Origin of the sequence: Paenibacillus sp. RUD330, assembly GCF_002243345.2 — a bacterium.
Classification (GTDB): Bacteria; Bacillota; Bacilli; order Paenibacillales; family Paenibacillaceae; genus Paenibacillus_O.
This window is the reverse complement of the sequence record NZ_CP022655.2, coordinates 4,578,532-4,601,551: the sequence shown is the minus strand read 5'-3', so window position 1 is coordinate 4,601,551 and position 23,020 is coordinate 4,578,532. Positions and strand designations below refer to the sequence as shown.

The following is a 23,020-nucleotide window of genomic DNA, read 5'->3' as shown; positions in this document are numbered from 1 at the left end:
CGCCGGACAGGCCGAGCTTTTTGGAATCAGCGGCTCTTGGCGCACGCGCTCAAGTCCGCGCTGCTGCCGCGGCTTCCATGGCTTCCCACTCTTCCCGCAGGATGCCCATCCGGATGGAGTCGTAATACTCGCCGTTCCAGTACCGGCATTTGCGCAGCCGGGCTTCCATCGTCATGCCGAGCTTTTCTCCGACCCGGATCATCCGCATGTTGCCGGACCAGGTCGTATACCCCACGCGTACGAGCGGCATTGACGAGAACATCTCTCTCATGAGCAGGCGAATGGCTTCGGTGCCGCAGCCTCCGCTCCAATATGCAGGCTCGTAGATGACGATTCCCATTTCCGACCATAGAGAAGGCTCATGCTCCCAGTAGAAGCCGGCTGTGCCGATGACGGTTCCGGCCGTTTCGACGACCCACCGGTTTTGCGCGAAGGCTTCCTTCCCGCTCAGGAACTCTTCATAGGGAATCGGCTTATGTTCGTAGTAGGGCGCATCCCATTTCTTCCATTCCGGCGCCTCGTCCTTGTAAGCAAGCTCCCAGATGCGGAACAGATCCCTGTCTTCGATTTTCCGCAAAATGACATCCGAATGCATGACCAAACCTCCATCCCCCGCATCTGTTCAATTGGATTTGAATTCGGCATCTAGTTTGGTTCTCTCTGCTAGAGCAAGCTGCCGATACTCCCTAGACGGGATGCAGCCGACCGGAGTTGCATCGCGCCTTCACTAGCTTCCAGCTCTCGACTGCAATCAGCTATCGACCCTCGATTGCAACCAGGTATCGGCAGCAACGAGCCCTCGATTGCAACCAGCCCTCGACTGCCTTTTCGCCGCCAAGCGCCGAAATCCTACACGAGCCGCCGGAATTGGGAAGGAGGAACGCCGACGAGCTTTTTGAAATGCTTGTAAAAATGCGCCGTATCCCAGTAGCCGACCGCTTTGGCGATGTCATGGGTTTTCATCCCCGTGCCGCGGAGCAGCTCCATCGCCTTGTCGATCCGCACCCGGTGCAGGCAGTCGGAGAAGCTGTGGCCGGTCTCTTTGTGGATGAGCTGGCCGAGATAGACCGGATTGATATGGTAAGCGGCGCCTAGCGTCTTGAGCGAATAATCGTCCATATATGAAGTCTGGATCTCGGCCATAATCTGGCGGACGACCGGACTCTGCTCCTGCCTGGCCCCCAGCGCCTGCAAGGCGGTCCGGGCGATTCTCCGCACCTGCTCCTTGAGCTCCGCGAGGGAGGAGCAACGGTACAGGTCGGCGGCGGCACCCTGAAAGGGAGGGAGATCCCCCTGCTGAAGCGCGTCTCCGACCTGGCGCTTGATTTCCAGCACCATCTCCGCTGCTCCGAGCCGGACATCCTCGGGCCGGACGCCGGAGCTGCCGGCGAGATCGTCCAGATCCCGGCTGATTTTCGCCATCAAGGCCTCCTCGTCCAGCGCCAGCAGCAGCCTCCCATACGTTTCTGCCGATAGGGCAGGACTGGCCGGCAATGAAGTCGACTTCTCCGAAGCGGCTGCAATCTCTTCATATTCGAGAAGCATCTTCTCCGGGTGAAGCAGAGCGTACCCGAGGGAGGTCAGAGCCTTGCGGTAGGAATGCGGGGCTTGATCAAAGCCTTGCTCTGCCGTACCCGCGCCGATTCGAAGCGAGCAGCCGACCGGGGATTCCAGTTCATTCCCGAGCGCCAGCAGCAGCGAGCGGGCTTGCTCCAACGCTCCGGCACTTGCATCCGGGAGTCCGAGCAGGACGACGAGGCGGTCGTTGTCGTCGAGAAACAATAGATGCGGCGCGCCGGTCTGCGTCAGCCAGGCAGCTGCGGCGAAACGGATGCTCTCGGCGGACGAGCCCTCCGTCATCGAGCCGGCAGCAACGCTTGAGCCTGTCTCCGGATTTCCAGCCGCGGCATCCCATGCCGCAACCGCCGCCATGACGTAAGGGCGGTCCAGCTTGAGGCCAAGGAATTCGGCCCGCGCTTCCCACTGCTCGGCGCTGATGCGGCCGTTCATCCAGCGGTACATGATGTTGTCGCGGACAAGCTCGACCTGCTCGCCGGTCAGCGCATCGATCCGGGCGCGGTTCAGCTTCTCCACCGTGGCGCGCAGCGTTTCAGCCAGCTCCGCCATGTCGATCGGCTTGAGCAGGTAGTTTTCAATGCCCAGGCGCATGCCTTCCCGGACATAGTCGAATTCGCTGTAGCCGCTCAGAATGATGCATTTCAGAGCCGGATTCCGGCTGCGGCAGGCTCGGATGAGCTCAAGCCCGTTCATCTCCGGCATGGAGATATCCGTGATGAGAATATCGACCGCCGCCTCGGAAGCCTTCATGTCCTCGAGCGCCAGAAGTCCGTCCTCGGACTCCCCGGCCAGCCTCAGCTGCAGGGAAGGCCAGTCGACGAGGCGGGCGAGCCCTTCAAGGATGAACGGCTCGTCATCTACGATCCAGACGTTGTACATCATCTTCCTCCTTTGCATGGAGGGGCAGGCGGAGCGTGATCCGCGTGCCCCTGCTCTTTTGGCTGGCCAGGCTGAGGCCGTAAGCGTCCCCGAATTGAAGGCGGATGCGCTCGTTCACGTTGCGCAGCCCGATGGAAGAGCCGGCAGGCGGGCCGCTGCCTGCAGGAGCCGAGGCAGTTGAAGCCCCCTCTGCAGGCGGGGAGCCCGCAGCGCCTCCGTGCGATCTTCTCTCCAGCAGCTTCTGGATGGCGAGCAGCCGGTCGATTTCCATGCCTTTGCCGTTGTCCTCCACCTCGATGATCAGGCACGGCTCGCCGTTCGCCGTTTCCTTCCGGGCGGAGATGTCGATCCGGTTATCCGGCGACTTCGGGTTGAACCCGTGCACGACGGCGTTCTCCGCCAGCGGCTGCAGGCAGAGCTTCAGCAGCGGAGCTTCGCGAAGGCCTTCCTCGATCTCGATGGAATAGTGGAGCTTGTCCCGATGGCGGATGCGGTGCAGCTCCAGGTATTGGCGGCAGTAAGCCATCTCGTCCTCCAGCTTGACGATCGTCTCGGGCCGCACGGAATAACGGAAGAGGGAGGCGAGCACGAACGTCATCTCGCCGACGTCGTCGGCTCCCTGGATCATGGCGCGCATCCGGATCGCCTCCAGCGTGTTGTAGAGAAAATGCGGGTTGATCTGCGCCTGCAGCGCCATCAGCTCGGCCTGCTTTTGCCGGGCATCCGACACATAGACCTGATCGATATAGGCGCGCAGCTCCTCCAGCATCCCGTTGAAGGTCGAGGAAATCTCGCCGAGCTCGTCCTGGCTCCCCACCGGCACCCGAATCGAGAGATTGCCCTGCTTGGCCTGCTTCATCGCCCGGATGAGAATCCTTGTGCGGCGCGCGTGCCGGTAGACGGCTCCGTAAGCGAGCCCGATCATGATGAGGATGCCGAGAGCGGTCAGCGTGAAAAGCTTGAGCTTGAGCCCCTTGTACTGCCGCTCCATCTCGGCGGCCGGCACGATCGCTCCGACGAACAGATTGCTTCGCGGTGTCCAAAGGGCGGACGTATAGGAGGCCCGGTCGAGCTTGGCGTACCCTTGGGAAGCCAGCAGCGGCTGCATGTGCGGATAGCTGCCTTGCCACTTGCCGGCGGAGTCGAACAGCACCTGCCCGTTCGGATAGAGGACGAGCTGGGAGCCCATGGCGGTGCCGGGATCGCTGCGCAGCAGGCTTCGAATGCTCTCGGCGCTGTAGGTGACGAGCAGGGCGCCTTCATTTTGCAGCGTATCGGGATCGTTGATATCGAAAGTGAACGTATAATCGCCGCTGCCAAGACCGAGCACCGCATTCAGCCCGGCCGTTCGGGAGCTTGCCGTCCGGCTGCCCCTCATGGCGTCGATGGCGCGCTGGACCTCGTCGCCGTCGCGGCTGATCCAGCTGATCCCTTGCGTGTTGCTGCTGTTGAACACGAAGAAGAAGCGCTGGCTGCGGCTGTACAAGGCGATCTGGCGGATGTCGTCCTTCTTCTTCATCTGGGCCCGGACATACGTCTCGATGTTGCGATCCTCCGAGCCGCCGGAGGCGATATATTGGTTCAGCCGGTTCTGGATATAGGAAGGAAAGTCGTAGCGGAGGCAGTAGAGCAGATCGCTCAGCACCGGCTGGTTCTGATAGAGAGTCAGCATGATGTCCTGCGCCTGGTCGAGCCGCTGGTCCAGGTATCGGCTGACGCTGCCCGCCGTCTCGGCCTGCAGCCCGCGCTCCTTGCCCAGCACGGAGTCCCGCGAATAGCTGTACACTAGCGCTCCGAGCGAGCAGAAGGTGACGATCGTGACGAGGGAAAAAACGAGGATGATGCCGTTGAACAGCTTGGAACGGAAATAGATATGGTAGATTTCGGTCAGTTTGGCCATGTCCGGTTCCCTCCAGCGTCAGTATGCAGCCAGCCTTACCATAGCATGAAGGGGATAGGCGGGCAATGGAATCGGAGGCGCCGGGAGGCTGCTTGGCGGGATTACCTTTAATCTGTACATCAAAGCTAAAGTATCGTCTCTACTTGGGGGCAAATCCGCCGTGCTACAGTTGAGAGGCTGGTAATACCGAGGCAAACTTCGGAAGGGGGACAACTCATGAATAGGCTTGCAACCGCATTCCGGAATCTTCGGCGGAACGGCGCGTTCCTCCTGATGGTGCTGCCTGGCGCCGCCTGGTTCATCCTGTTCTGCTATCTGCCGATGCCGGGGGCGATCTTCGCTTTCAAGGAGTTCCGCGTCGATCTCGGCGGCGGATTTTTCGGAGCGATCTTCCGCTCGGAATGGGTCGGATTCAAAAACTTCGAATTCCTGTTCAAAGCCCATGACGCTTATATCATTACGAGAAACACGGTTCTCTACAATCTCGTGTTCATCGTCCTTGGCCTCGTCTGCTCGGTCGCGATGGCGCTGCTGCTCTTCCAGCTGACGCAGAAGCGGCTCGCCAAGCTGTACCAGACGGCGATGTTCATGCCTTATTTCCTCTCTTGGGTCATCGTCAGCTACTTCACGTTCAGCTTCCTGAGCGTGGACAAGGGCGTCGTCAACCAACTGCTCGGCACGCTCGGGGTCCAGCCGATCGACTGGTATTCCGATCCCAAGTATTGGCCGTACATCCTCGTATTCATGAACCTGTGGAAGGGAGTCGGCTACTCCAGCGTCATCTATCTGGCGGCCATCGCGGGCATCGACAAAACCTATTACGAGGCGGCGATGATCGATGGAGCGAGCAAATGGCAGCAGACCTTGCGCATCACGCTGCCGCTCATCCGGCCGATGATGATCATCCTCACGATCCTGGCGGTCGGCGGCATCTTCCGGGCGAACTTCGGCTTGTTCTTCCAGATTCCGCGCGATTCCGGAGCGCTGTTCCCGGTCACCAACGTCATCGACACGTACGTCTACCGCTCGCTGAAGGTGCTGGGAGACTTCGGCATGAGCACCGCGGCAGGCCTGTATCAGTCCGTTGTCGGCCTGATCCTCGTGCTGACCACGAACAAGATCGTCAAAAAAATCAATGAAGAGCAGGCGTTGTTCTGATGAGCATGATCCCAAAACCCGCAGACGCCGCCGCTGTGCCGGCCGGAACAAGCCGCCGCAGCCGCGACTTCCACCGCCTCTCGCCGTTCTGGAACACCGTTTTCCATCTCGTGTCCGGGGGCTTCGCCCTGGCTTGCGTGTTCCCGTTCATTTTCGTCGTCATCATTTCCCTGACAAGGGAGCAGTCGCTGCTGGAGGTAGGCTACCGGATCATTCCGGATGCCCTGAGCTTCAGCGCTTACCGCTACATTTTCCAAACGGGCGACCAGCTGCTGCAATCCTATCTCGTCACGATCACCATCACGGTGCTGGGAACGCTGCTTACGGTCGTGATGACGACCCTGTATGCCTACGCATTGTCCCGAAAAAGCTTCAAGTACCGTGGCTTCTTCTCGTTCCTGGCCTTCTTCACGATGCTGTTCAGCGGCGGCCTCGTGCCGACGTACATCGTCGTGACGCAGTTCCTGCACCTCAAGGATACGCTGTGGGCGCTCATCCTGCCGATGGCGATGAACGCCTTCAACATTCTCGTGCTGCGCACGTTTTTCCAGACGATGGTTCCCGATCCCATCATCGAGTCCGGCAAGATCGACGGGGCGGGAGAGTTCCGCGCGCTGTTCAGCCTGGTGCTGCCGATCTCGCTGCCCGGACTCGCGACGATCGCCCTGTTCAGCACGCTGGGCTACTGGAACGACTGGTTCAACGCGCTGCTCTACATCGATTCCAACAAGCTCGTTCCGCTGCAGGCGCTGCTGATGCGGATCCAGAACAGCATGCAGTTCATCATCCAGAACTCGTCGCTGCTGAGCAGCGGCCAGAGCAAGGAGATGATCCGCTCGCTGCCGCAGGAGACGTCGCGGATGGCGATGGTCGTGCTGGCCACCGGCCCGATCGTGCTGGCTTATCCGTTCTTCCAGCGGTATTTCATCCAGGGGCTGACGATCGGGGCGGTGAAGGACTGACCGGGCAGATAGGGCGCCGCTCCGCGGCAGGCTGAAGCTGCTGTAAGGCTAAAGGCGAGTGGCGCCGCTCCGCGGCAGGCTGAACACTGCGTGATGCCGCTGCGCAGGCGGATGGCCGTTCCGGTCGCTGTTTAAGGCCGGATTTTCTCGATTAGCTGAGGTCAAGGTGGAAATCCGGCCTTTAAAGGCGAACGCTCACGCTTCTCCACGGCCATTCCGCCTGCTCCGGGCATCCGGTTCAGCCTCATAGACAGCGCCGTCGCCGAGCACCCGCGCTCCGGCTTCACGGACCTGCCGCCGCCACTGCCTCGCAGCCAAGCGTCGGCTTCACGGACCCGTGCCGCCGCCAGATCAGCTTCGCAAAAATTGGCGCGACAACTGCCGCAGCTTGATCCGCCGACCGGCTGGCTGCCTTAGCCAAGCCAATTTCGGGCCGCTATCGGACATACGATCCGTTATTTGGCCGATTCGAACGGAAATGGACTTTTATCGGACATCAAATCCGTTATTTGTCCGAAAAAGGGTGGTTTAGGGGCTGAAAGAGGGAAATAGCGGAACGTATGTCCGATAATTCCGGAATTCGCTCCAAAACATCAAAATAGCGGAACGTAGGTCCGATAGATCCGGCGCCGATCGGAGGAGAAGCGATCCGGAATCCGGGGAGCGACCGATCCAACGAATATTTGCGGCCGCCCTCTGTACCGGGCGTCCCTGAATAGATAATCTTATACTTACGGGGGATGAGAACATGAAGAAACGGATGGGAATCATGGCCCTGCTTCTGCTGGCGGGAGCTGTAGCCGGCTGCTCCGGCGGCGGCAATAACAATAACGGCGGCGGCAATGCCGCAGCGGGCAATGCCGGAGCGGCGGCCAACGCCGGAACGCCGAAGGCGGACGAGAAGCCGGTCAATCTGGTCTGGTACACAATCGGCACGCCGCCGAAGGATCTGGCCGCCGTCAACGATGAGATCAACAAGTATATCAAAGACAAGATCAACGCCACCGTCGAGATGAAGCTGCTGGACTGGGGCGATTATTCCCAAAAGATGCAGATTACGATCAACTCCGGCGAAAATTATGACATCGCTTTCACCAGCTCGTGGGCCAACGATTATTTCGCCAACGCCAAAAAAGGCGCCTTCTACGAGCTGGACGGCCTGCTCGATAAGCAGGGCGCGGGCATCAAGCAAGCGCTGAACCCGGCCTTCCTCGAAGGCACCAAGGTGAACGGCCACAACTACGGCGTGCCGACGAACAAGGAGCTGCCGCAGCAGCGCGTATTCCGCTTCAACAAGACGTATGTCGACAAGCTGGGGCTGGACATCAGCAACGTGCGCACGATCGACGACCTGGAGCCGCTGCTCAAAACGTTCAAGGAAAAAGAACCTGGCATTGCGCCGATTCCGGCCAAAATCGCGGAGTTCCTGCCTTTCGACCTTCCCGTCAACGATCTGCCGTTCATCGGCGTGCCGCTGAAAACGACGGATTACAAGCTGATCAACGTCTGGGATACGCCGGAAGCGATGAGCTACCTCAAAACAATGCACAACTACTATGAAGCCGGCTACCTGCCGCGCGACGTAGCGACGCAGAAGGATGCGGGCGATTATTTCAAGACGGGCAAATGGCTTGTGGACGTCGCCGACGCCCAGCCATACGCCGACAACCTGTGGTCCGCCGACGCCGGCTACGAAGTCGTTTCGAAGCCGATGCAGGACCCGATCACGTTCAACTGGTCCGTCGCAGGATCCCTGCAGGCCATTAATGCGAAATCCAAGCATCCCGAAAAAGCGATGGAGTTCCTGAACCTGCTGTATACGGATGCGAATCTCATCAATCTCGTCGACTTCGGCATCGAAGGCAAGCACTACAAGAAAACGGGCGAACAGGTGAAGGAGACGATTCCGGACAGCGGCTACGGCTTCCCGGCATTCTCCGTCGGCAACATGATGCTGACCTACCTGAATCCGACCGATCCTGCGGACAAATGGGAAAAGTTCAAGGAATTCAATGAATCCGCGACCAACGCTCCGCTGCTCGGCTTCCAGCTTGATACGAGCAACATTACGACCGAGCTCGCGAACCTGAAGAATACGAAGGAAGCCGTCTACAACGGCCTGTTCTCGGGGACGCTTGATCCGGAGAAGAATATCGCCCAGATCAACCAGAAGCTGAAGGACAACGGTCTCGACAAAGTAATGGCCGAGGTTCAGAAGCAGATCGACGCCTGGAAAGCGTCCAAGTAAGTCCACGTCATGACCGAACAGGCGTCCCGAAGCCGATAGGCAGCCGGCTCGGGAAGGCCTGGACTTCGTCCAAGCAAGCTTGCGCAGCATGCTTGCGCCATAATCAAACAGGCGTCCTGAAGCCAAGCCGGCTCGGGACCGCCTGTTTTTTGTCTTCCCAATATTCGATGCGGAAAGTAATAGAGGATGTTACTAGACAATTCGAGCAGCCGTGGGGCCGTGGGGCGAGGAGCAGGCTGAGCAGCTGCAAGCGAAAGTTTACGATGAACAGATAAGCGGCGGGCAGAGTTTATGTGAACAGATGAAGCGGCGGACGAGTTTACGATGAACAGATAAGCGGCCGACAATGCTTGCGACGAACAGATGAAGCGGCAGCAAGCGAATCCAAGGGGAGAAGGCTGAGCATCAGAAGGCGAAGGTCTAGGTATCGGAGACGACGCAGTGCAGATTCAGGAGCCGATTATGAGAGTTGGCGGGGGCCGATGTTTATAAATCCTCCGCCTCCAACAAGCAGGAAAGGGCTGGGAAAATGAGCGCTGGAGCTTTGCTGGCATTCGGCCTGGTATCGCTAGGCATGGTTGCGCGCCTGGACCGAACATGATTTATCTCCTATCCCGGTCGGTCACGCAAGGCCGCGGAGCGGGGGTCATTTCCCTGCTGGGGGTCATGCTGGCCTTTATCGTCTACATCACGGCGACGATGCTGGGGCTGTCCGCTCTGTTCACCGCCGTGCCGGCGATGTTCGTCATCGTCAAGACGGCCGGAGCCGCCTACCTGCTTTGGCTGGCTTGGAATGCGTTCCGCACCGGCAATAAGCAGGGCTTCGCGCTGCGCTCCCTGACGATCGATCCGCCGAAGAAGCTGTTCCTCATGGGCTTCATGACCAATCTGCTCAATCCGAAAAGCGCCATGCTGTATGTCTCGCTGCTGCCGCAGTTCCAAAATCCCGGCGCAGGCCCGCTTCTCGTCCAGAGCGCCACGCTGGGCGCGGTGCAGATGACGGTCAGCTTCGCGGTCAATCTGCTCGTCATCCTGTCGGCCGGCACGATCGCCTCCTGGTTCGGACAGCGGCCGTCGTGGCTGAAAATCCAGCGTTGGTTCATGGGTACGGCATTGACGGCTCTCGCCGTCCGAATGGCTTTCGAGCGCCGGTAACTTCATGAGGACAAATACGGACATTTTGGGACGGGCGCCGAAAACCCGCAGCGGCATTTGATCCTTGCTCGAAGCTGAGAAACGGGCGTTTTTATGTTCTCCGGCTCTCTGGGGAACAAGGAAAAAGACAGCCTCCGAATAGCCGGAGGCTGTCTTTTTCAGTCCCTGAACTCCTCAGTTCCTCCGCCTAGAATCCGCCAATCCACAGGAGCCAGCGCGTTGACGAGCAGCACATAGACGGGGTATGCGAACATCGCCCCCAGAAGCATCAGCCCGACGACGGGGTTGGGCTTGTCTCCCGGCCGGTGAGCCGTTCGATCCGGTAGTAGTTCGCGCCGAGCTCGAAATAGATCGTGAACGGAAGCGCATAAAGCGCGCTGATCAGGTTGAGCCGCAGAAAGCCCGGAGCGAATGTCTTCACGGCAAGATCTACTCCTCTTCTCATTCCCTTATATTCCCTGTCCATACGGACGATTGGGGAAGGGGGAAAGTCGATCGGCCAAGCTCTTTCGGCTGTAAGACGCTTTTTTCTCGCCGGCTTGTCCCCGTTAGGAATTGTCCGTCCCGGATTCCACGGCATCGGAGCAGGCGGCATGCACAGGAGACAGGCAGCAGGAGGGGAAGGAAAGGAGACGTTCAGGGACATCAACTATCCTTTGTACATCGGAGATTTAATTTGGCAACTGGCCGCGCGGGAGATCCGAGGGTACGGTAGAAGAGGAAGGGTAGAGCCCTCCGCCGCGCTCCGAGCATCTGCAAGCGGGATCAGAATCGGATGCGGAATAGCGGCAATCCATTCTAAAGGAGGAAGATTGATGAGCAAGCGCATGTTGAACTGGCTGGTGATGGCGGCGCTTCTGCTGGGCCTGACGGCTGCGGCGGGAGGCGCGCCCGGGAGGGCTGCGGCAGCCGCAGGCGGCGAGTCCGTCATCTATGGAGGAGGACCGTTCTACAGCGGCGGAGCCGCAACGATGAACGATCTCAAGGCATCCGGCTTCACGACCGTCATGCTGTGGACGATCCATGTCAACGCGAACGGCGATCTCGTCTACAACGATCAGCTGGTGGCATCCGGCGGGTCTTACGTAGGCAAGGCTTCCTGGCCGTCCGAGCTGGCCTCGCTCAAGCAGGGGACGACCGGAGTGAAGCGGATCGAGCTGAGCGTCGGCTCCGCGGCGGTGAACGACTTCCACAACATCCAAAGCCTCATCGCCTCCCAGGGAACAGGCAGCGCCAGCATTCTGTACCGCAACTTCGCCGCGCTGCTGCAAGCGACGGGCGCGGATGCGGTCAGCTTCGACGACGAGGATCTGTACGACTCGAACACGACGGTTTCCTTCGGCAAGATGCTGACCGGACTTGGCGCGAGCATCACGCTTTGCCCCTACAACAACCAGACCTATTGGAAGAACGTCAAAACGGGCATCGGCGCCAAAGTCGACCGCATTTATCTGCAGGTATACGACGGGGGAGCCGGCAACAGCCCCTCTGCCTGGAGCAGCGCCCTCGGATTGACCGTCATGCCCGGCCTCGACAGCAAAACGCCTTCCTACGGAAACACGCCGGCGCAGGTGCAGAGCCGGATGGCGGGCTGGAAGAGCAGCGCAGGCATTGCGGGCGGATTCATGTGGCTCTATGACGACATCCTCAAATACTCGCAGTACGGCTCGGCCGCGGATTATGCCGGCGCCATCAACAGCGCTGTCGGCGGCTCCGCGGGCAACGGCTCGCTGACAGTCGGCGGCGCGTCTTCGGCCAGCCAAGGCGGCAGCCCGTCCGGCGAGGACGTGTCCAAGGCATTCGACGGGGCGAGCGGCACCAAATGGCTGATCTTCGCCGGCAGCGGCTGGCTCCAGTACCAGTTCGGCGGAGGCAATGCCTATGCCGTCCGCCAGTACAGCCTCACCTCGGCCAACGATTTTCCGGCGCGGGATCCGAAGAGCTGGACGCTTCAAGGCTCGAACGACGGCAACAGCTGGACGACGCTCGATACGCGCAGCGGGGAGACGTTCGCCTCCCGATTCCAGACCAAATCCTATGCGATATCCAATACGGCCGCCTTCAAGCTCTACCGGCTGAACGTGACCGCCAACAACGGCGGCACAGAGCTGCAGCTGGCGGAGCTCGGATTGTACGCCTGATTTGCCGGTCTGAGCGAGGATGGCTGCGGCGGATGATGGTAGTATTTTGTAGATTCTCCTGATATAGTTGCTCTATCCGACTATAGGGGGAATACGTTCATGCCTGCATCCCGCACGATGAAATGGCTGACGGGGGCTATGGAACTGGTCCTCGGCATCCCGCTGGCAGGAGCCTTGATCGTGATCGGCTTCGGTTATGTGCCTTTATTCGTCATGCTTATCCTGCATATCGTTACTTTCGCCTTGTCCAAAAGCAATGGCGAATCCAGCAGCGGCTCCATCCTCGGCATCATCACTTCGCTGATTGCCTGGATTCCGTTTGTCGGCATGGCTATGCATCTGGCCACCGCCATTACGCTGTTCGTCAGCGCGTCCAGGACATTCGTTCCGAGTCGGCCCCCGCATCCGCCTGTACCGCCTCCGCCGAGCAGCTTCTAGGCGGAGCGGCTCGGCAAGAAGCTCCCTTCGGCGATAGGGAGCTTCTTTTTTTGCGGGTGCGTCAGCAGAAGCCGGGCGGGCGGCATCGGCCGAATGACGCGTTCCGAGTGATCGGAATCGGCGCTGCGGCTTGACATTTCCTCCTCCCGGAACTACTATCGCTACCATAGAAGGTGGGATGAACGATGAAGCAGATCAGCAGCCGGTTTTCCATAGCGGTCCACATCCTTACCCTTGTCTCGGCGTCGGCGCAGCCATGCACGGGGGACTTTTTGGCGGGCAGCGTGAACACGAATCCCGTCATCATCCGCAAAATTCTCGGCATGCTCAAAAAAGCCCGTCTTGTCGACGTCCGTGCCGGAACGGGAGGCGCCTCCCTTGCCCGCGGATCGTCGGAGATTACGCTGCTGGATGTCTATCGGGCCGTAGAGGCCGCCGCCGCGGAGGGCCTCTTCAGCTTCCATGACCATCCGAACCCGGCCTGCGAGATCGGCCGCGGCATCGAAGGCGCGCTGCAGGCCGAGCTGCGGGCTGCCCAGGCCGCCCTGGAGGGGCGGCTTGCGGCGGTGACCATCGAAAGCCTGCAGGCCGGCATTCTGGACGGACCTGCCTGAGGGCGGCTTCGGCGTGTGTATGGCTTCGAACTAAAGAAGAACTGCCCCCTCGCCTTAGGAAACGGCGCGGGGACAGTTCTTTTTTTCGTTGCCCCTTCAAGCTTGCCGGGAGAGGTTGGGGATAAGCCGAAATGGCCGTCGATTTCGCTTCAAGCCTGCTGAACCGTTCAGGGAAGGAGGCTGGCCACATCCGAGCCGACGGAGTCGAAGTATAGCCGGACATGCCGCCGGAACTGCTGCGCCGCCTCGGAGAGATAACGGCGGCTGCCGAAAGCCATTCCGATCGTCCGCCTGCAGGACGGGCCGGCCAGCTTCAGCAAGCGAAGCTCCGGGGAGAGAGGGCGGTTGACCGACAGCTCCGGGACGAAGGCGACGCCGAGCCCGCGCCGCACGAGGTTGCCGATCACCTGGGGCTCGTCGCCCTCGAAGGCGGTGAACGGGCTGAAGCCCGCCTCGCCGCACAGCCGGTCGGTCAGCACGCGGAAGTCATGACCGGCATTCATGCTGATGAAGCGTTCTTCCCGCAGGGCCTCAAGCCGGACCGAGGCCTGTCCGGACAAGCGGTGAGATGCGGGCGCCAGCAGGAAAATCTCCTCTTCATAAAGAGGCTCCCAGACGACGTCTTTTCCTTCCACGATAGCGGAGGAAAGGATGAGGTCCGCTTCTCCGCTCTCCAGCTGGCGCTTCATCGAGGCGGAGGAGCCGATGCGCTGGCGCAGCCGCACCAGCGGGAATTGCGTCAAGAAAGGGCCGAGAAGTCCCGGGAGCAGATGGGGGAGCGAGACGGCGATCGTCACGGAGCCCTCCTGCAGACCGGCCAGCTGCCGGATTTCACGGCGTCCCTCCAGAAGCTCCACGAACGCCTTGTCCACACGCTCCAGAAAAGCGCGTCCAAACGAATTGAGCCGCAATTGGCGGCCCTGGCGGTCGAACAGCGGCACGCCGAGATCGTCTTCCAGCCGGGATATCGTCTTGCTGAGCGACGGCTGGGCGATCTTGAGCTCCTCCGCGGCCCTGGTCATATGCTCCAGACGGGCAACCGTCTGGAAATACTGCAGCTGAAGCAGTTCCATTCCGCATTCTCCATTCATAGCTTTGAGTGTATGGTTTTATTAGTTTTCATGTATTATACATAATCGATTCTCCCGCGTAAAATGGGAAGCCGATACGGTCCGCACGGAGCGTGATCATGGAGGAGGAGTGAATGGCGTGGAAGGATGGCGGCATATTTTCGGGGATTGGAAACGGCTGCTGCATCATGCGCATGGACGGATCGCGCTGGGCTTCCTGATTTTGGTTCCCTTGATTTATTTGGGACTGTTCCTGTCCGGATACTGGAATCCGTACGGCAAGCTGGACAAGCTGCCGATTGCGGTCGTCAATGAAGACGTGGGAGCGATGCTAGGCGGCAAGCCGATTCATGCCGGAGCCGATTTCGTAAGCGAGCTGCAGCGGAAGCGGACGATGGATTTCCGCTTCGTCACGGCCCGGGAGGCGCATGACGGCCTCAAGGATGGAACGTACTACATGACGGTAACCGTTCCGGAGGACTTTTCCGCCTCCGCGGCCAGCCTGATGGACGCCGATCCGAAGCCGGCCCGGCTTCTGTACGAAACCGACGCGGGACGCAATTTCGTCGCCTCGCAGGTCGGCTCGAGCGCCGTCAAGGAAATGAAGGCGGGCATTCAAGCGAGCCTGACCAAGGCTTATGCGGACGGCGTGCTCAGCTCCATGAGGAGCATGGCGGATGGGCTCGGGAGCGCCGGCAGCGGCGCGCTCGCGCTTCATCAAGGCACGGAGGCGGCCTATGCGGGGCTGAAAAGCCTTGCGGACGGGGCCGGAGAGCTGGCTGCGGGAACGGCTAGGCTCAGCGGCGGCGGAGCCAGGCTGTCGGCGGCCTCGCAGCAGCTGCGGCAAGGCGCCGCAAGCGCGGCGGCAGGCGGCTCCAGCCTTGCGGATGGCATGGAAAATCTCGAAGCGGCGCAGAAGCGGCTTCAGGCCGGCTCGGACACAGCCGCATCCGGCATGGACAGGCTTGCCGCTTCCAGCGGTCAAGCCGCGGCCGGCCAAGCCAAGCTGTCGGCCGACCTGGCGAAGCTGCAGGATGAGCTTGCCGCCTATGCGAAGGATAAGGAAGGAGCGGGCGGCGACTCCGCTCTCGGCCGGCTGCGGGAGCAGCTTGCTCAAGCCGAAGCGGCCTCGCAAGCGTTGGCGGCAAGCCAGCAGCAGCTGGCTGCCGGAGCCGATAAGCTCGCAGCCGGGGAGCAGAGGCTCCAGAGCTCGCTGAAGCAGTTCGGCAGCGGGCTTGCCGATGCCGCCGCCGGAGCTTCCGGCTTGAAGGCGGGCACCGCCAAGCTCAGCGCCGGCATGGACGGCTGGGCAACAGCGTTCCAGTCGCTGCGCAGCGGCATGGAAGGCCTCGCCGGCGGCGCGTCGGGACTGGACAGCGGCACCGCCAAGCTGCTCGGCGGCATGAGCAGGCTGGACGCCGGCACGGACGAGCTGTCGGCCAAGCTCGCGGACGCGTCGCAGCGCACGGACAGCCTCCGCACGGGCAGCGGCGTCTCCGCCATGCTCGCGGAGCCGGTGCGGCTGGTGGAATCGGAGCTGCACGAGGTTCCAAGCTACGGGGTCGGCATCGCGCCTTACTTCCTGTCGCTTGCGCTGTTCGTCGGCGGCATCATGGGCGCCAACATCCTGCCGCTCGGACGGAGGCAGGACCAGGCCCTCGGCGGCACCGCCCAGTGGATCAACAAGCTGGGCCTGTTCTGCACGGTCGGCATCGCGCAGACTGCGATCGTCGTCGCCGTCGCTCTCTTCGGCTTCGGGATCGAGCCGGCCAGCACGCCGGCATTCATCGGCTTCAGCCTTCTGGCCTCGCTGACATTCCTGACGATCATTTACATGCTGGTCACGGTCTTCGGCTTCATCGGCAAGTTCCTGTCCGTCACGCTCCTTGTCGTGCAGCTGGCGACATGCGGCGGCACGTTCCCAAGCGAGCTGAGCGCCCCGGTTCTGCAGGCCGTCGGCCGGTATCTGCCCATGACCTTCTCGCTGCACGGCTTCCAGAGCGCGATCTCGATCGGCGACGGCTCCTGGACGGCGGCGAATGCGCTGGCGCTGGCGGCATGGCTAGCAGCCGCCGCTCTCGTCAGTCTCGCCTTCAACATCGCGCATGCCCGGCGGGATCCGCGGCTTGCAGGGGAGGCGGCGGCTTAGAGAGCCTGCCGCCGTCCGCAGACCCGGATTCGGTTGACAGCCCGGCTGGCATGGACAACCGTCTACGGAGCAAGCCTCCGCATCGGCCTTCGCCGCTGCGGGGGCTTTTTTTGCCGGAGAGCCAATGCCTGTCCCGAGCCATGAAGGTCCAGGCTGTCCTCCAGATTCCCCGAAGCTGGGACAGAGCGGCGGTTTCCGTTTAATGTTCCCTATCGGCATTCAGGCTGCGGACACGATCGGAGGAATGGACAGTGGAACATAGACGAATCGCGGCGAAGGATTGGGACGGCCGGCTGCGCCGGGGAATGGTGGATTTTTTCAACTATTGGCTTTCGGGCGGATTCAGCAGCGGCGTGATGGAAGACGGGAAGGAAGCTGCTGCCCTGGCTCAGGAGCGGATGGATGCGGAAGCGGCGGCAAAGTACCGGCAGGAGCGGCTTGGCGGCTTTCTGACCGAATGCAGCCAGCTGATCCTGCTGCCCGGAGCCACGGAGGAAGGATTGGAGAAAATCGCTTATGAGGTGAACGGGATGCGGCTGGAGCATCTCAGCCTGCTTGCTCCCCATACGACGCAGGGCAACCGAGCGGAGGCGTTCGTGAACGGGCCGGACAGCCTGGCGGCCATTCTGGAAGAGATCGGACGCGCAAGGCGCTACATCCATTTCTCCGTCATGCTCTTCTTCAACGACAAGTCCGGCGGCCGGGTGGCCGCCGCACTGGAAGCGGCTCTGAAGCGCGGCGTCCAGGTGCGTCTCATGGTCGATGCGACGCTGAGCGCGCTGGGCTACGACCATAATCTGGAGTACGGCCGTTTCCCGCTCCTCAGGGAAAGGCTGGAGGCGGCGGGCGCGCAAGTCGTCGACACGTTCGAGAGCTGCTGTCCCAAGGAGGCGTGGCCGGCGAGGCGCAAGGAGCTGGCGGAGAAGGGCGTGCGGGACAGCAGCCTGTATGTCCATGATTTCGCCCAAGCCGAGGCAGAGACGGGGCTCAACATCATCAACCACCGGAAGTTCATCGTGCTGGACGGGCATACGCTCCTGCTCGGCAGCCTCAACGTAGGCGACCAGTACTTGGGCGACACGCCGATCATCGCCGAGGGGAATGTCATTGCCGGCGGCCGTCGGATGGGAATTCCGGGCAGTCCGAAGGAATGGCATGACGGCTGCTTCCGGATCCGGGGAGAGGCGGCGTATTCCGCGAACCGGATCTTCGCCGCTCAATGGGGGGTAGCGACAGGGGAATCGTTCGATCCCGGAGATGAATTCTATCGCCCCTCCTCGGAGAACAGACGATACGGAGACGAGGAATGCACGCTGGTCGCCAGCTTCGCGGGCAATCCCGTGAATCTGATCCAATCGTATCATCTCTCCCTGCTGGAGCATGCAGCCGATGAGACCGTCATCGTGAATCCTTACCTCATCGACGATGAGTTCTGGAAGAAGCTTCAGAGCCTGGAAGCGGACAGGGCGTCACATATATCCATTTGCAATCCTCTCCATATCAACGACCACCCGACCAATCTCGCCGCCGTCCGAGGCCATATGCGCCTCCCTTTCGAGAAGGGCGTTTCCTTCTACGATTACAGCGGCACGGAACGGTTTTCCCATTGGAAAGTCGCTTACGACCGCAGATCAGACGCGGTGTTCCACGGCTCCTACAACTTGAACGAGCGCAGCGCCTGCCATGACTTCGAGCTTGGCATCCTGGTGAGAGGCGGAGCCTTCGCGGATACAGTCCGGGAGATGATCGGCTACGATCTCGGCGTATCCCGCAAGGTCGAGGATGCCGGGGAGTTTTTCAAGCATCCGGCGCTCCATCCCAGCACCTACCTCAACAAGCTCACGAGCAAGTTCGCTTAGTCGTTTCATCCCTATCGAAGCCTCCGCCTCAGGCGACATCCTGAAGGAGGCTTTTCATCGTTCCTTTCCTTCTGCGGAGCCGCGGATCACCTCTTGACGAAGGAATCAAATTCGATTAGTATCTAATTAGATATGGATTGAATTATTGAAAAGGGGGCTGGCCTTCATGCAGCTGGAGAAGGTTGTCGCTTACCACAAGGCTCTGGCCGATCCGACGCGGATCCGGATGCTGATCCTGCTGGCCGAGGGCGAGCTGAACGGACAGGCGCTCGCCGAGAAGCTGTCGCTGACGCCGGCGACGATTACCCACCATGCGGCCAAGCTGCGGGAGGCAAGCCTGATCAACGAACGGCGCGACAAGAACACGATCTATTTCACGCTCAACGATTATTTCATCCGCAGCGGAGCGCAAGGAGCCGCGAGCTTGATCTACCGCCGGACGGCGGACGGCAGGGAGGAGAACCGGGCCATGGACGAACGGATGGAGAAGTTCCGCAGCGGGGTGCTGAACAATTTCTTCGACAAGGACGGCAGGCTGAAGAGCATCCCGGCCCAGCTGAAGAAGAAGCTGGTAGTGCTGGAGCATCTGGCAGGCCGGCTGGAGGCGGGGCGCAGCTACGAGGAGAAGGAGATCAACGCCTTCATCAAGGAAGTTCACGACGACTTCGCCACGATCCGGCGGGAGTTCATCATGCATCAATTCCTGTTCCGGGAAAAGGAAATCTACGAGCGGAATCCGGTCGAGATGTGGCCCCGGTGGGACGCCTTGTCCTAGCTTTTCTCGAACTCCATCCCTCCTTCAAGGCTTCGGACCCCGCGTCCGGAGCCTTTTTCCGCCTCCCCTTCCCTTGCCGCGCGAGGCACATACCCTGGAACAGGCTGGTTATACTACCGGTACTTGCACATTCAGGGGAGGGGAGAAGGCCGATGGGAAGCTGGCGGGGCAAATCCAATCTGTTCAAGCGTACCGGTTCCGTTCCCGTCAAAGACTTGACGCTGAGAAAGTATGAGAGCATGCAGGCTTCCTCCAGGCTGGATGAGATGCTCCGCATGCTCAAGGAGGTTTTCGGGGAAACGGACGACATCGCGATCCGGCAGTTCCGCATCTTCGGAAGCTTCAACGCCGCAGCCGTCTTCCTCGAGCCGATGGTGGACCAGGACCGGATCAACCGGGACATCCTGCAGCCTCTGATGACGGCCTTGAAGGACGAGCAGGCGCAAGGGCTGCATGCGAGCCGGGTCGCCGATTATGCGCTCCATGACTATCTGCATGCCGCGGATGCGAGCGCGGAAGTGATGATCGTCCCGATGCTTCTCGCGGTGACCTCGGGCGAAACGGTGATCTGCATCGACGGGAGCCACAAGGCGCTGATCGTCAACACCCGCGACATCAAGAAACGGGCGATCGAGCAGCCCCAGACCGAGCAGGTCATACGCGGCCCGCGCGAAGGCTTCATCGAGTCGCTCGATACGAACATCGCGCTCGTGCGGTCCCGTCTCTCGACGACCGACCTCAAGGTGAAGATGGCTCCGATCGGCAGGCGCGGGAATACGAATGTCGCCGTCTGTTATTTGTCGAGCATCGCGGATCCCGCCATCGTCGAGCGCGTGCTGGGCCGGCTGGCCAAGATCGATACGGACGCCATCCTGGACGCCGGTTATATCGAGCAGTTCATCGAGGATCAGCCGTTCTCCCCGTTTCCGCAAATCCAGAACACGGAGAGGCCGGACAAGACCGCAGCGGCGCTGCTGGAGGGACGGGTCGCCATCCTGAGCAACGGCTCCCCGTTCGCGCTCATCGTGCCTTGCTTCTTCAGCCAGTTCTATCAGACGCTGGACGATTATACGGAGCGTTTCCTCATCGGCAGCCTGATCCGGATCATCCGTCTGGTGGCGCTTGTCACCTCTCTTATTTTCCCGGCTCTTTATGTATCGCTGATTTCCTTCAACCCGGAGCTGATTCCGACCGACTTCGCCGTGGCGGTGGCGGGAGGCAGAGCCGGCGTCCCCTTCCCGACGGTTATGGAGGTGCTCATGATCGAAATATCGATGGAGATTCTCCGCGAAGCGACCATCCGCCTTCCCCAGCTGATCGGCGGCGCGCTCAGCATCGTCGGCGTGCTCATCATCGGGCAGGCGGCCGTCTCGGCCGGCTTCTCCAGCCCGATCACCGTCGTCATCGTCGCCTTTACGACGATCGGCTCGTTTGCTACGCCCGCCTACAACGCGGCCATCGCCTTGCGGATGCTGAGGTTCCCGCTCATTATGCTGGCCGGCTCGTTCGGCTTGTTCGGCGTGCTGATCGGACTGCTCTTCATCGCGAACCATCTGCTCGCCCTGGAATCGTTCGGCGTGCCCTATATGGCGCCGTTCGTGCCGAACAGTTGGCAGGGCTTCAAGGATCTGCTCATGCGCGGCCCGATCTGGTGGATGAGGAAGCGCCCTTCGCATCTGCACACGCTGGATGCCGACCGGCTGCCGCCCGATGCCGCGGACGCGCCGATGCTGAGAACGCTTCAGTATGCCGGCGAGGAGGATTCCCGGGCCCATGAGTGATACGCTGTCGGTTTCTTCCATTCGGATGGCCGCGCTCGTGACGAGCGCCAATGTGGGCATCGGCGTTCTGACCTTGCCTCGATTCGCCGCCGTTGGAGCGGAAAGCGGAGCTCCGCTGCTGACCGCGGCGGGAATTGTATGCGGCACCGTGTCTCTGCTGCTGCTCGCTTATCTCTGCAGCCGCCATCCCGGAGAGAACCTGATCTTTTTCAGCGAGAGGCTGATCGGCGCTCCGGCCGCGCGAGTCATGAACGGGCTGCTGATCCTGTATTTCCTGCTCGTGTCCGGCATATCGCTGCGGCAGTTCGGGGAAGTCGTCGTGCTTGTCCTGCTCCAGAAGACGCCCATGCAGATCATCGAATGCATGCTTCTGCTGGTCGTCGCCTTGTCGGCCCGACGGGACCTGATCAAGTTTTCGTTCGTCCACTCCTTCTACCTGCCGTTCATCCTGCTCCCGGGCCTGTTCATCGTACTGATCGCGACCCGCAGCATCGACCCGGACAATCTGCTGCCGCTGATCGGCAACCACCGCGGAGACTGGCCGAACGAATCGGTGAAGATCGCTTCCCTGTCGCAAATGTCCTTCGTGTTCTGCCTGCTCGTACCGCTCATGAAATTCCCCAAGCGGGCGGCATCATCCGTCGCGATCGGCGCCGCGATCGGGGGCGCGCTATATATGCTGGTCGTCCTGACGACGGTCGGCATGTTCGGAGCCGAGGAGACGAAGATTCTGACCTATCCGACACTGGAGACGGCGCGCAGCGCGTCTATGGGCGCCGGACAGCGGCTCGATGCGCTGTTCCTGATCATCTGGGTCATCTCGATCTATACGACCATCTATGCGACCTACTACTTCTCCGTCCATGCCAGCCGCGATCTGTTCCGCCTCGGAGACCATCGCATGTTCGCATCCTTCTATATGCCGGCCGTGTACGCCGTGTCGATGATTCCGCCCAATATCCATGTCCTATATTCCTTGTGGGACTGGTCCGGGCGCTACGGATTTTTGCTGACGGCGGCGTATCCCTTGCTGCTGCTGATCATGTCGTTCATCCGGTCGGGAAGGAGGCGGGCCCATGCCTAGATGGAGGCGGATGCTGGCCTTGGCGCTGGCGGCGGCGATCGCATTGCCGATGCTTGGGGGCTGCTGGGACCGGCAGGAGCTGGAGGACCGCGCCCTCATTCTCGGCATGGCGATCGATGAAGTGGATGAGGAAGCCGCCGGCGACCACGAGCATACGACTTATCTGCATGAGCCGAAATCGCTGCGTAACCACCGGGTTCTGGTGACGGCCCAGATCGCCATTCCCGGCAGGGTTCCGCTCGGTCCGGGAGAGAGCGGGGGCGGCAAGCAGGCAGGGCTGCCGGTATGGGTCGTGAAGGTGACGGGTTATTCCATCGACGATGCGCTCAACAACCTGCAGCAGGAAATCGCCGATCCGCGCAGCCTGATCCATCTGCGGATCATCGTCGTCAGCGAGAAGATCGCCCGCAGAGGGATGGAGGACATCAACGACTACTTCCGCCGCAACTCGGAGGTGAGGCGCTCCACCTGGATCGTCGTCTCGGATATCGAGGCGAACAAGCTGATGAACGTGGCGCCGCCGCTCGAGCGCGTCCCTACCCTCTATCTGCTGTCCATGATTGAAAAGTCGGTGGAGATGGGCAAATTTCCTCCCCAATACTCCGGCAGCTTCTGGAGCGCCGAATCGCGCCTTGGACAGGACGAGTTCCTTCCCTATGTATCCATTCGCCAGAAGGAGAACATCCTGCTCAAGGGAATGGCGCTGTTTCGCGGGGGCAAAATGATCGGCCATTCCGAGCCGATCGAGATCGGCAGCTACATGGCCATCAAAGGGCTCAATCCGGGCGGGTATTCCATCCTGGGGGAAGTGCCGGGCATAGGCGCGATCATGCTCAAAAGCAACCGCCGCATCGCCGAGACGAAGGTTTCCATCCGGGACGGCAAGCCTCACGCGCATATCGTCGTCCATCTGGACACCAGCATCGAGGAGAAGATCGACGGCCAATCCGAGCGTTATACGGCGCAGGATTTCGACCGGATCCGCAAAAGCATGGAGAAGGAGATTGCCTATTTCCTGCTGGAATTCATCCGCAAAACCCAGCGCTACCGGAGCGATCCGTTCGGCTTCGGGGAGATGTTCCGCGCCCGGGAGCCCGCATACTGGAACAGCCGCATCCAGTCCAAGGAGGATTGGGAGCGGGAGTACGCAGGCATGGAATTCGAGCTGGATTGCAGGGTCGCGATCCGCAGGGAAGGGCTGAAGCTCAATTGATCTCCCGCAAGGAGGC

Annotated in this window: 17 protein-coding genes and 1 pseudogene; 13 read left to right on the top strand and 5 right to left on the bottom strand. The window is 60.9% G+C overall.

Annotated features, from left to right (window positions below; all coding sequences use genetic code 11):
• Positions 1-49 precede the first annotated feature (49 nt).
• The 3 genes from CIC07_RS21105 to CIC07_RS21095 all read right to left on the bottom strand — a co-directional run bounded on the left by CIC07_RS21105 (position 50) and on the right by CIC07_RS21095 (position 4,357).
• Positions 50-595, bottom strand: coding sequence for a GNAT family N-acetyltransferase (locus CIC07_RS21105; RefSeq protein WP_076359256.1), 546 nt, complete (start codon positions 593-595; stop codon positions 50-52).
• A gap of 254 nt (positions 596-849) precedes the next feature.
• A complete protein-coding gene (locus tag CIC07_RS21100; RefSeq protein WP_165895358.1) occupies positions 850-2,460 on the bottom strand; it encodes a response regulator transcription factor in 1,611 nt (536 codons plus the stop codon).
• Positions 2,432-4,357 carry a sensor histidine kinase gene (locus CIC07_RS21095; protein ID WP_076359258.1) on the bottom strand — a complete coding sequence of 642 codons (1,926 nt, stop codon included), beginning with the start codon at positions 4,355-4,357 and terminating at the stop codon, positions 2,432-2,434. The genes CIC07_RS21100 and CIC07_RS21095 overlap by 29 nt, the downstream gene beginning before the upstream one ends.
• A gap of 216 nt (positions 4,358-4,573) precedes the next feature.
• Here CIC07_RS21095 and CIC07_RS21090 point away from each other — a divergent pair, with 216 nt between their 5' ends.
• The 4 genes and pseudogenes from CIC07_RS21090 (at position 4,574) to CIC07_RS21075 (ending at position 9,880) form a co-directional block, all read left to right on the top strand.
• Positions 4,574-5,515, top strand: coding sequence for an ABC transporter permease (locus tag CIC07_RS21090; protein WP_094248214.1), 942 nt, complete (start codon positions 4,574-4,576; stop codon positions 5,513-5,515).
• Complete coding sequence (locus tag CIC07_RS21085) at positions 5,515-6,477, top strand: carbohydrate ABC transporter permease (RefSeq protein WP_234993080.1); 963 nt, start codon at positions 5,515-5,517, stop codon at positions 6,475-6,477. The genes CIC07_RS21090 and CIC07_RS21085 overlap by 1 nt, the downstream gene beginning before the upstream one ends.
• 748 nt (positions 6,478-7,225) lie before the next feature.
• Positions 7,226-8,725, top strand: coding sequence for an ABC transporter substrate-binding protein (locus tag CIC07_RS21080; protein ID WP_076359260.1), 1,500 nt, complete (start codon positions 7,226-7,228; stop codon positions 8,723-8,725).
• 529 nt (positions 8,726-9,254) lie between these two features.
• Positions 9,255-9,880, top strand: a pseudogene (locus CIC07_RS21075) (LysE family translocator).
• A 268-nt stretch (positions 9,881-10,148) separates the two neighbouring features.
• Here CIC07_RS21075 and CIC07_RS21070 read toward each other — a convergent pair.
• The gene (locus tag CIC07_RS21070) at positions 10,149-10,301 is read right to left on the bottom strand and encodes a hypothetical protein (RefSeq protein WP_157741955.1); all 153 of its coding nucleotides are present in this window, start codon (positions 10,299-10,301) and stop codon (positions 10,149-10,151) included.
• Positions 10,302-10,695: 394 nt separating this feature from the next.
• On the opposite strand from CIC07_RS21070, the gene CIC07_RS25235 reads away from it, so the two are divergent.
• From CIC07_RS25235 to CIC07_RS21055, 3 genes are all read left to right on the top strand, one after another.
• A complete protein-coding gene (locus CIC07_RS25235) occupies positions 10,696-12,021 on the top strand; it encodes a discoidin domain-containing protein (RefSeq protein ID WP_076359262.1) in 1,326 nt (441 codons plus the stop codon).
• 99 nt (positions 12,022-12,120) lie between these two features.
• Positions 12,121-12,459 carry a hypothetical protein gene (locus CIC07_RS21060; protein ID WP_076359263.1) on the top strand — a complete coding sequence of 113 codons (339 nt, stop codon included), beginning with the start codon at positions 12,121-12,123 and terminating at the stop codon, positions 12,457-12,459.
• A 185-nt stretch (positions 12,460-12,644) separates the two neighbouring features.
• Entirely contained in the window at positions 12,645-13,073 is a 429-nt protein-coding gene (locus CIC07_RS21055; RefSeq protein WP_076359264.1) for an Rrf2 family transcriptional regulator, read from the top strand.
• A gap of 167 nt (positions 13,074-13,240) precedes the next feature.
• Here the strand turns inward: CIC07_RS21055 and CIC07_RS21050 are convergent, their stop codons facing one another.
• Positions 13,241-14,146: a LysR family transcriptional regulator gene (locus CIC07_RS21050; protein ID WP_076359265.1), complete on the bottom strand. Its 906-nt coding sequence runs from the start codon at positions 14,144-14,146 to the stop codon at positions 13,241-13,243.
• Positions 14,147-14,282: 136 nt separating this feature from the next.
• On the opposite strand from CIC07_RS21050, the gene CIC07_RS21045 reads away from it, so the two are divergent.
• The 6 genes from CIC07_RS21045 to CIC07_RS21020 all read left to right on the top strand — a co-directional run bounded on the left by CIC07_RS21045 (position 14,283) and on the right by CIC07_RS21020 (position 23,004).
• Positions 14,283-16,292, top strand: a complete 2,010-nt coding sequence (locus tag CIC07_RS21045; protein ID WP_076359266.1) for a YhgE/Pip family protein — start codon at positions 14,283-14,285, stop codon at positions 16,290-16,292.
• 251 nt (positions 16,293-16,543) lie between these two features.
• Positions 16,544-18,151: a phospholipase D-like domain-containing protein gene (locus tag CIC07_RS21040; protein ID WP_240923490.1), complete on the top strand. Its 1,608-nt coding sequence runs from the start codon at positions 16,544-16,546 to the stop codon at positions 18,149-18,151.
• Between the two features lie 166 nt (positions 18,152-18,317).
• Positions 18,318-18,926 (top strand): DUF2087 domain-containing protein, encoded by a 609-nt coding sequence (locus CIC07_RS21035; protein ID WP_076359268.1) that lies wholly within the window; start codon positions 18,318-18,320, stop codon positions 18,924-18,926.
• A gap of 152 nt (positions 18,927-19,078) precedes the next feature.
• Positions 19,079-20,707 (top strand): spore germination protein, encoded by a 1,629-nt coding sequence (locus CIC07_RS21030; RefSeq protein WP_240923489.1) that lies wholly within the window; start codon positions 19,079-19,081, stop codon positions 20,705-20,707.
• A complete protein-coding gene (locus CIC07_RS21025) occupies positions 20,700-21,791 on the top strand; it encodes a GerAB/ArcD/ProY family transporter (protein WP_076359269.1) in 1,092 nt (363 codons plus the stop codon). Before CIC07_RS21030 ends, CIC07_RS21025 begins: the two co-directional genes overlap by 8 nt.
• Entirely contained in the window at positions 21,784-23,004 is a 1,221-nt protein-coding gene (locus CIC07_RS21020; protein WP_076359270.1) for a Ger(x)C family spore germination protein, read from the top strand. The genes CIC07_RS21025 and CIC07_RS21020 overlap by 8 nt, the downstream gene beginning before the upstream one ends.
• The last annotated feature ends 16 nt before the right edge of the window (positions 23,005-23,020 follow it).

Coding starts and splice junctions, on each gene's coding strand:
- CIC07_RS21105 (WP_076359256.1), bottom strand. CDS start 595: ATGCATTCGGATGTCATTTTGCGGAAAATCGAAGACAGGGATCTGTTC.
- CIC07_RS21100 (WP_165895358.1), bottom strand. CDS start 2,460: ATGATGTACAACGTCTGGATCGTAGATGACGAGCCGTTCATCCTTGAA.
- CIC07_RS21095 (WP_076359258.1), bottom strand. CDS start 4,357: ATGGCCAAACTGACCGAAATCTACCATATCTATTTCCGTTCCAAGCTG.
- CIC07_RS21090 (WP_094248214.1), top strand. CDS start 4,574: ATGAATAGGCTTGCAACCGCATTCCGGAATCTTCGGCGGAACGGCGCG.
- CIC07_RS21085 (WP_234993080.1), top strand. CDS start 5,515: ATGAGCATGATCCCAAAACCCGCAGACGCCGCCGCTGTGCCGGCCGGA.
- CIC07_RS21080 (WP_076359260.1), top strand. CDS start 7,226: ATGAAGAAACGGATGGGAATCATGGCCCTGCTTCTGCTGGCGGGAGCT.
- CIC07_RS25235 (WP_076359262.1), top strand. CDS start 10,696: ATGAGCAAGCGCATGTTGAACTGGCTGGTGATGGCGGCGCTTCTGCTG.
- CIC07_RS21060 (WP_076359263.1), top strand. CDS start 12,121: ATGCCTGCATCCCGCACGATGAAATGGCTGACGGGGGCTATGGAACTG.
- CIC07_RS21055 (WP_076359264.1), top strand. CDS start 12,645: ATGAAGCAGATCAGCAGCCGGTTTTCCATAGCGGTCCACATCCTTACC.
- CIC07_RS21050 (WP_076359265.1), bottom strand. CDS start 14,146: ATGGAACTGCTTCAGCTGCAGTATTTCCAGACGGTTGCCCGTCTGGAG.
- CIC07_RS21035 (WP_076359268.1), top strand. CDS start 18,318: ATGCAGCTGGAGAAGGTTGTCGCTTACCACAAGGCTCTGGCCGATCCG.
- CIC07_RS21030 (WP_240923489.1), top strand. CDS start 19,079: ATGGGAAGCTGGCGGGGCAAATCCAATCTGTTCAAGCGTACCGGTTCC.
- CIC07_RS21025 (WP_076359269.1), top strand. CDS start 20,700: ATGAGTGATACGCTGTCGGTTTCTTCCATTCGGATGGCCGCGCTCGTG.
- CIC07_RS21020 (WP_076359270.1), top strand. CDS start 21,784: ATGCCTAGATGGAGGCGGATGCTGGCCTTGGCGCTGGCGGCGGCGATC.